This is a genomic window from Tomitella cavernea, from assembly GCF_016599145.1.
Taxonomy (GTDB): domain Bacteria; phylum Actinomycetota; class Actinomycetes; order Mycobacteriales; family Mycobacteriaceae; genus Tomitella; species Tomitella cavernae.
Map to the genome: position 1 here is coordinate 47,524 of NZ_JAENKO010000030.1, position 6,000 is coordinate 53,523.

Consider the following 6,000-nt stretch of genomic DNA (forward strand, 5'->3'; position numbering starts at 1 on the left):
GTCGTGGGGAACGTCACGTGAACTGGGTGTCGCTTGTGAGCAGCGCCGCACGCGAGTCATGTCGCCCGCGACCAGTTCCGTCCGTGAGCGGTCTCGTACTTGAGTCATCCCGTTCGCGGACGGTGCCGAACGTGAACAACAGGTTGCTGCCTTCGAGTGGCCGGGCGGTCGCGACGTTCGCTCTCCGCGCGGTCACCGACGTCTCCGCGCGACCCCATCGTTGGCCGGCGTGGGTTTATGGGTGGCGTGTCTCCGGAGGTGTCTTCGGTGGATGTCATCCCTTCCGACGGCATCGGATGCCCGCGCCATGCTACTCGCAACAGGTGGTGTACGCTAGCGGAATTTTCCGTCGGCCGGGTGTTCGTGTGCCGGGATCGAACCGGCTGCCAGGGTCGACGGATCAGTCCGGTTCCGCAGGCGCGACGACGTCGAGGATCCCCGGCGCCGCGTTGAACGTGATATCGGTGCGCACTCCCAGATAGTCGCCGTCGATCTGGAATGCGACGGGCTCGGCGCTGCGGATCCGCACGCACGGCGTGTCGTCGGTGCGTACGAGGTTCCTGTTCTTCGGCTGCGCCGTCGCGGACAGCAGCTGCCGGGACAGCCGCAGGCTCGTCGCGGTGCCCATGCTGCGCATGCCGAAAACCCCGAGGCCGGAGTCGAAGCGGGTGCCGGGATTGGTCCGGACCTCGTGCGCACCCAGGTAGGTCCACGGCGAGGTGTTGGACACGAAGGCGTAATGCACGCCGTCCACCGGCTCGCGGCCCGGGATCTCCACCGTCAGCGCCGCCGGGCGGCGCGCGTTGCGCAGGAACACGCGGACCGTCGTACGCAGATAGCGGGAGGGGGTGGCGGTGTGCCCGGCGCGGCGCGCGGCCTCCATCGCCTCGACAACCAGGGCGTCGACGCCCATGCCGGCGGTGAAGGTGAACCAGCGGTTGTCGCAGTGGCCCAGCCCGATACGCCGGCGCTGACGCGAGGCCAGCAGGTCCAGTACCTGGTTGGTGGCCTCGACGGGATCCGGCCGGATGCCCAAGGACCGCGCGAAGACGTTGGCCGAGCCGCCGGGCACCACGCACACCGCGGGCGTGCGGCCCGGGGCGAGTTGGCGCACGGAATCGGGATGCGGAGGGCCCAGAAGCCCGTTGACTGCCTCGTTGACGGTGCCGTCGCCGCCGTGCACCACCACGACCTGGATGCCCTCGAGTGCCGCGCGGTGCGACAGCTCGGCGGCATGGCCGCGGTGCGTCGTGTGCACCACCTCTAGTTCGAGCCTGCTGGCCAGGGCGTGCGCCAGCAGGTCACGGCCCGCCGGGGTGGTGGACGTGGCGTGGGGATTGACGATCAGGAGGGCGCGCACGCTCAGTTACCCTAGCGGCACGCCCGGGGCATGCTGGCCTAGGCTGTCCGCGTGCCCGACGACAATGACGGTGCGAGGCCGCGCGATCCGCAGAGCTCCTCGACCGCCCCCCACGTGACCGGCCCCGGAACCCCGCCCACCACGGTGCGCGTCGCGGGCGGCATCGTCGCCGGCGAAGGCGTCGTGGGTGTGGGGATCGCGATCTTCTACCTGATCAGCGCGCTGGTGGGCAATCACGACAAGGGCATCAGCTACTACGGCACGGCCGCTTGGTTCGGCCTGTTGTTCGGGGGCGTCCTGGCGGCCGGTATCACCCTGCTGCTGGGCAGGCGCGGCGGGCGGGGAGTCGCCATCATCACCCAGGTGCTGCTGGCGCCCTTCGCGTTCTCCCTGCTCGGCCAGTCGCACCAGATAGCCTGGGGGATACTCATCGTCCTGGCCATCGTGCCCGCGTTCGTGCTGCTGGTGCACCCGCAGACGTCGGCGTGGATGAACCGCCCCTATGCGCATCGCGCCGATACCGACTCCGATCGTCCGGACGACGCCGACAGCTGAACTCGCCCGGGGGATCGCCCCGTTTCCCGTCGGCGTCAGCGCAGGCGCTGCAGTAGCCGGTATACGGGGTCGTTCGCGTCGCGCGTGCCGGCCGGGCCGTCGTCGGCGCCGTAAGTGATGCGCGGGGACGCGGTGGCTTTTGCACCGGTACTGCCGCCGTCACCGGGCGGCGCGCCCTCGGCGCGGTTCCACTCGCGCACCGCGAATCGTTCGACGATGGCCCACGTGCCGCCGCGCCGTTCGAAGTAGTCTACGTAGCGCAGGCCGGTCGTGAAGTTCATCGCACGATGGGCGCCCCAGTGGCGGGCGACGCCGTAGCTCTCCGCCACCGCCCGGTCGCCGCGGACCTGCGCGAGGTGGTTGGCGATCTCGTGGCGGGTCCCGTCGAGTGTGCGCAACAGCGGCTCCACCCACGCGATGAACCCGTCGACCGGGCCGTCGAAACCGGTGTGATGGTCGACCCCGTCGGGGTGGTAGGCCGAGCGGACCGCCGCCATGTCGAGGCGGTCGATGCCGCGGCAGTAGCGCATCACCGCGTCCCGGATCTGCTGCCGGGCCGCCAGCTCGGCCACCTCCGCGGCTCCGACCGGCAATCCCACGGGCCCCGATCCCACAGGCCCCGATCCCACAGGCCCCGATCCATCAGGTCCGGTTCCCTCGGGCCCCGACGACTGTGGTGCGTTCACCGTGCGTCTCCTTCCGCCGCCAGCGCCGCAAGAGCGCCGTCGGTGAGCCGGTTCTGCGTCCATTCGCCGCGCCCGATCGCGCCGAGGGACTCGTAGAAGCGGATGGCGTCGGCATTCCAGTTCAGCACCTCCCACTCGAGGCGTGTGTACCCGCGCCGTGTGCACACGGCGGCCAGGGCGGCGAGCAGCCTGCGGCCGTGCCCCCGCCCGCGGCACGCGGGCCGCACGTAGAGGTCCTCCAGGTGGATGCCGTGGACGCCGTCCCACGTACTGAACGTGAGATACCATAATGCCATCCCCGCGATCCGGCCGTCGTCCTCCTCGGCGACGTGTCCGAACACCGCCGCATCCGGGGAGAAGAGGGCGTCCGTCAGCAGGTCGGGCGTCACCGTGCACTGGTCGCGCATGCGCTCGAACTCCGCGAGCCCCTCGATGAGCTCGACGAGCACGGGCGTGTCATCGCGGCGGACGCGGCGGACGTGGACGGTCATCGGATCGGCTCCCCGTGTCGTGCGGGCAGTCGCCGCGGGCCTGCCACGGAGCAGATCACCCGGTATTCGTGCTCGTGGCCCAGTTCGGCCACCGCAGCGGTGGGCATGGCCAGGCGCGCGCCCAGCGTCACTTCGGCGTCGATCCAGCGGGCCATGAGTGCCCGCGAGAAGTGGCCGTGCCCCACGAGCACGACGTCCCGCCGCGTCTCCGGGCCCGCCACGGAACGCAGGACCCCGTCCGCGCGTGCGGCGACCTGCGCGGCCGTTTCGCCCCCAGGGCACGGATGCGTCCACACCGTCCAACCGGGGACGGTCCGCCGGATCTCGGGGGTCGTCACCCCCTCGTAGTCGCCGTAGTCCCATTCGGCGAGCCCATCGTCGACGGCGTCGACGGCCAGGCCCGCCAGGCGCGCCGTGTCCAGCGCGCGCCGCCGCGGGCTCGCAATCACCAGCGGATCGTCCAGCTGCAGAGGCGCCAGCAGGTCCGGCAGCCGTCGGGCCTGGTCGATGCCCGCCGCAGTGAGCGCGACGTCGGTCCGGCCGGTGTGCCTGCCGGACGCCGACCAGTCGGTTTCGCCGTGCCGGACGAGGACGATACGGAAGTGGTCCTTCACCCGCTCATCTTCGCACCTGCGCGTCACGGCCATACCGGGCCGGGTCCGCGCGCGGGCGACGGCGGCGTCGGCGCGCCGACAACGGGGCGGATGTGGCCTGGGCGACAACGATCGGCGAGGATGGCGGACGTGGCAAGAGTTCTGGCAGTGGCAAATCAGAAGGGCGGGGTCGCCAAGACGACCACCGTCGCATCGTTGGGCGCCGCCCTGGTGGCCCGCGGCAGGTCGGTGCTGATCGTCGACCTCGACCCGCAGGCGTGTTTGACGTTCTCGCTGGGGCACGACCCCGACAGGCTCGCGTCGTCTGTGCACGAGGTGCTGATCGGTGACGCGGACGTGGAGGACGTCCTGGTCGACACGGCGGACGGGATGACGCTGTTGCCCGCGACGATCGACCTGGCGGGCGCGGAGGCCCTGCTGCTGATGCGTCCGGGACGCGAACATGCCCTGCGTCGGGCGCTGACCGCCGTCGCCGAGCGGTTCGACTTCATCTTCATCGACTGCCCGCCGTCGCTGGGCGTGCTCACCCTCAATGGGCTCACCGCCGCGGACGCGGTGATGGTGCCCCTGCAGTGCGAGACGCTGGCGCACCGCGGGGTGGGGCAGCTGCTGCGCACGGTCGAGGAGGTCCAGTCGATCACCAATCCGGCGCTGCGCATGCTCGGCGTGCTGCCGACGCTGTACGACGCGCGCACCACGCACAGCCGCGACGTGCTCGCAGACGTGTCCGACCGCTACGACATGCCGGTGCTCGCGCCGCCCGTTCCGCGCACGGTGCGGTTCGCGGAAGCCTCCGCGTCAGGATCGACGGTGCTGGCCGGCCGCAAGAACAAGGGGGCCGCCGCGTACCGGGAGCTGGCGGGAAACCTGCTGGCCCACTGGGAGGACGGCGCCGAATTGGCGACGCTGTCCGCCGCGGAGATCTATTCGTGACGACGATCGATTCGTGAGCGTCCCCGTCACTCGCGCGGCGGCACGGGGGTGAGCGCGACGAGGGTCCCGCCGCGCTGTTCCAGCACGACGTCCCCGGCAGTGCCGGGGACAACCGGGCCGGCCTTTCCCGCGGCTCCGTCGGCGCTGCGGTCGACGGGGATCGTGCGCCGCACGCTGCCGTCCCAGGTGCCCGTGACGGCCAGGCCTTCGCGGGTGGGCACCAGTAGCGCCGAGGCCATCGAGGTGCCCGGCCCCAGCGTGTCCGGCATGCGCCAGCGGACGGCGAGGGTACGGGCGTCGAGGGCCACCGTCGCCGTGCCGGTCCAGAAGGTGATCACCGGACCGGACCGGGCGCCCACCACGATGCGGTCGGCCGCAGCGCCGGGGGCGAGTGGCGTGAGGCTTTCGCGGGCGACGCTCGCGTCGTAGACGAGCAGCGCGGTGCCCGCGCCGTCGGTCGCGACGACGGCGGTGCGTTCCCCGGACACGGCCACCACGTGCGCTGTGTGCAGCGCCGCACCGTCGATGCCGAGCACCTGGGAGCCCAGGACGTCCGGCTGGGAGGCGTCGTCGGGCGTGGCGGTGATGACCGTCAACCGCACGCCCGCGTCACCGGGGCAGTGTTCGAGTACTGCTATGCGGGTGCCGGACGCGGCGGCCGAGTCGATGGTGCACCCCGGGTGCGGGTCGCCGTCCGGGTGCACCGGCGCGTCGACGCGGCCGTACTCGACCGTGCGCACCAGGTCGGAACGCCACGATTCGATGCGGGTCGTCCCCACCGCGGTCACCCGATCCTCATCGGTGAGCAGTCGCATCGTGTTGTCGGAGTTGCTGCTGCGCTGCGGGCCGCGGCGGCCCGAGTCCGCATCGATCGCGGTCACCTCGCTGCAGCCGTTGCCGGTGCGGTACACGGCCACGGCGTGGCCGAACGCGGCCGTCGCCGCGCACAGCGGGACCCCGCGCTCATACGACCAGCGGGTCTTGCCGGTGCGGAAATCGTGGCCGATCACTGCGGACCCGTCGGCGGTGATCACCGTTCCGCCGACCACGAGCGGGTGGTCGGCGGCGGAATCGGGGGCGCGCCAGATCTCGCCCAGGGCCGCCGGCAGGCCGGTGACCGCGGTGGGGACCGGGGCCGGATCGGCGGCGGGGACCGCATCGGTGGCGCGCGACGGGCTCGTCCACCACACGATCAGCGCCGCGATGAGGATCGCGGCGCTGATCAGCGCGATGGCGGCGTAGTCGGCTCGCGTGCGCCGCTCGGGCCGGAGCACGGGGCGGAGTCAGTCCGCGGTCGCGGCACTGCCCTGCGGGGCCCTGCCGCCCGCCGCGCCGGCGCCCGATGCGCCGCCGCCCCGGCG

Annotated in this window: 7 protein-coding genes; 2 read left to right on the top strand and 5 right to left on the bottom strand. The window is 72.1% G+C overall.

Annotation, left to right across the window (positions count from 1 at the left end; genetic code table 11):
- Positions 1 to 400 precede the first annotated feature (400 nt).
- Entirely contained in the window at positions 401 to 1,360 is a 960-nt protein-coding gene (locus JJ683_RS11765; protein ID WP_200174302.1) for a diacylglycerol/lipid kinase family protein, read from the bottom strand.
- Positions 1,361 to 1,411: 51 nt separating this feature from the next.
- Here JJ683_RS11765 and JJ683_RS11770 point away from each other — a divergent pair, with 51 nt between their 5' ends.
- A complete protein-coding gene (locus JJ683_RS11770; RefSeq protein WP_207280160.1) occupies positions 1,412 to 1,915 on the top strand; it encodes a hypothetical protein in 504 nt (167 codons plus the stop codon).
- A gap of 35 nt (positions 1,916 to 1,950) precedes the next feature.
- Here the strand turns inward: JJ683_RS11770 and JJ683_RS11775 are convergent, their stop codons facing one another.
- From JJ683_RS11775 to JJ683_RS11785, 3 genes are all read right to left on the bottom strand, one after another.
- Positions 1,951 to 2,514: a nuclear transport factor 2 family protein gene (locus tag JJ683_RS11775; RefSeq protein ID WP_307810882.1), complete on the bottom strand. Its 564-nt coding sequence runs from the start codon at positions 2,512 to 2,514 to the stop codon at positions 1,951 to 1,953.
- An 83-nt stretch (positions 2,515 to 2,597) separates the two neighbouring features.
- The gene (locus JJ683_RS11780) at positions 2,598 to 3,092 is read right to left on the bottom strand and encodes a GNAT family N-acetyltransferase (protein WP_200174306.1); all 495 of its coding nucleotides are present in this window, start codon (positions 3,090 to 3,092) and stop codon (positions 2,598 to 2,600) included.
- Positions 3,089 to 3,739: an acid phosphatase gene (locus JJ683_RS11785; RefSeq protein ID WP_200174308.1), complete on the bottom strand. Its 651-nt coding sequence runs from the start codon at positions 3,737 to 3,739 to the stop codon at positions 3,089 to 3,091. Before JJ683_RS11785 ends, JJ683_RS11780 begins: the two co-directional genes overlap by 4 nt.
- Before the next feature lie 96 nt (positions 3,740 to 3,835).
- Between JJ683_RS11785 and JJ683_RS11790 the strand changes: the two genes are divergently transcribed.
- Positions 3,836 to 4,639 carry a ParA family protein gene (locus JJ683_RS11790; RefSeq protein WP_200174310.1) on the top strand — a complete coding sequence of 268 codons (804 nt, stop codon included), beginning with the start codon at positions 3,836 to 3,838 and terminating at the stop codon, positions 4,637 to 4,639.
- 26 nt (positions 4,640 to 4,665) lie between these two features.
- Here JJ683_RS11790 and JJ683_RS11795 read toward each other — a convergent pair whose 3' ends face one another.
- The gene (locus JJ683_RS11795; RefSeq protein ID WP_200174312.1) at positions 4,666 to 5,913 is read right to left on the bottom strand and encodes an Rv3212 family protein; all 1,248 of its coding nucleotides are present in this window, start codon (positions 5,911 to 5,913) and stop codon (positions 4,666 to 4,668) included.
- Positions 5,914 to 6,000: the final 87 nt, after the last annotated feature.

Bases quoted from the DNA above. Each gene is read 5' to 3' on its own strand.
- JJ683_RS11780 (WP_200174306.1), bottom strand. From the start codon at position 3,092: ATGACCGTCCACGTCCGCCGCGTCCGCCGCGATGACACGCCCGTGCTC.
- JJ683_RS11785 (WP_200174308.1), bottom strand. From the start codon at position 3,739: ATGGCCGTGACGCGCAGGTGCGAAGATGAGCGGGTGAAGGACCACTTC.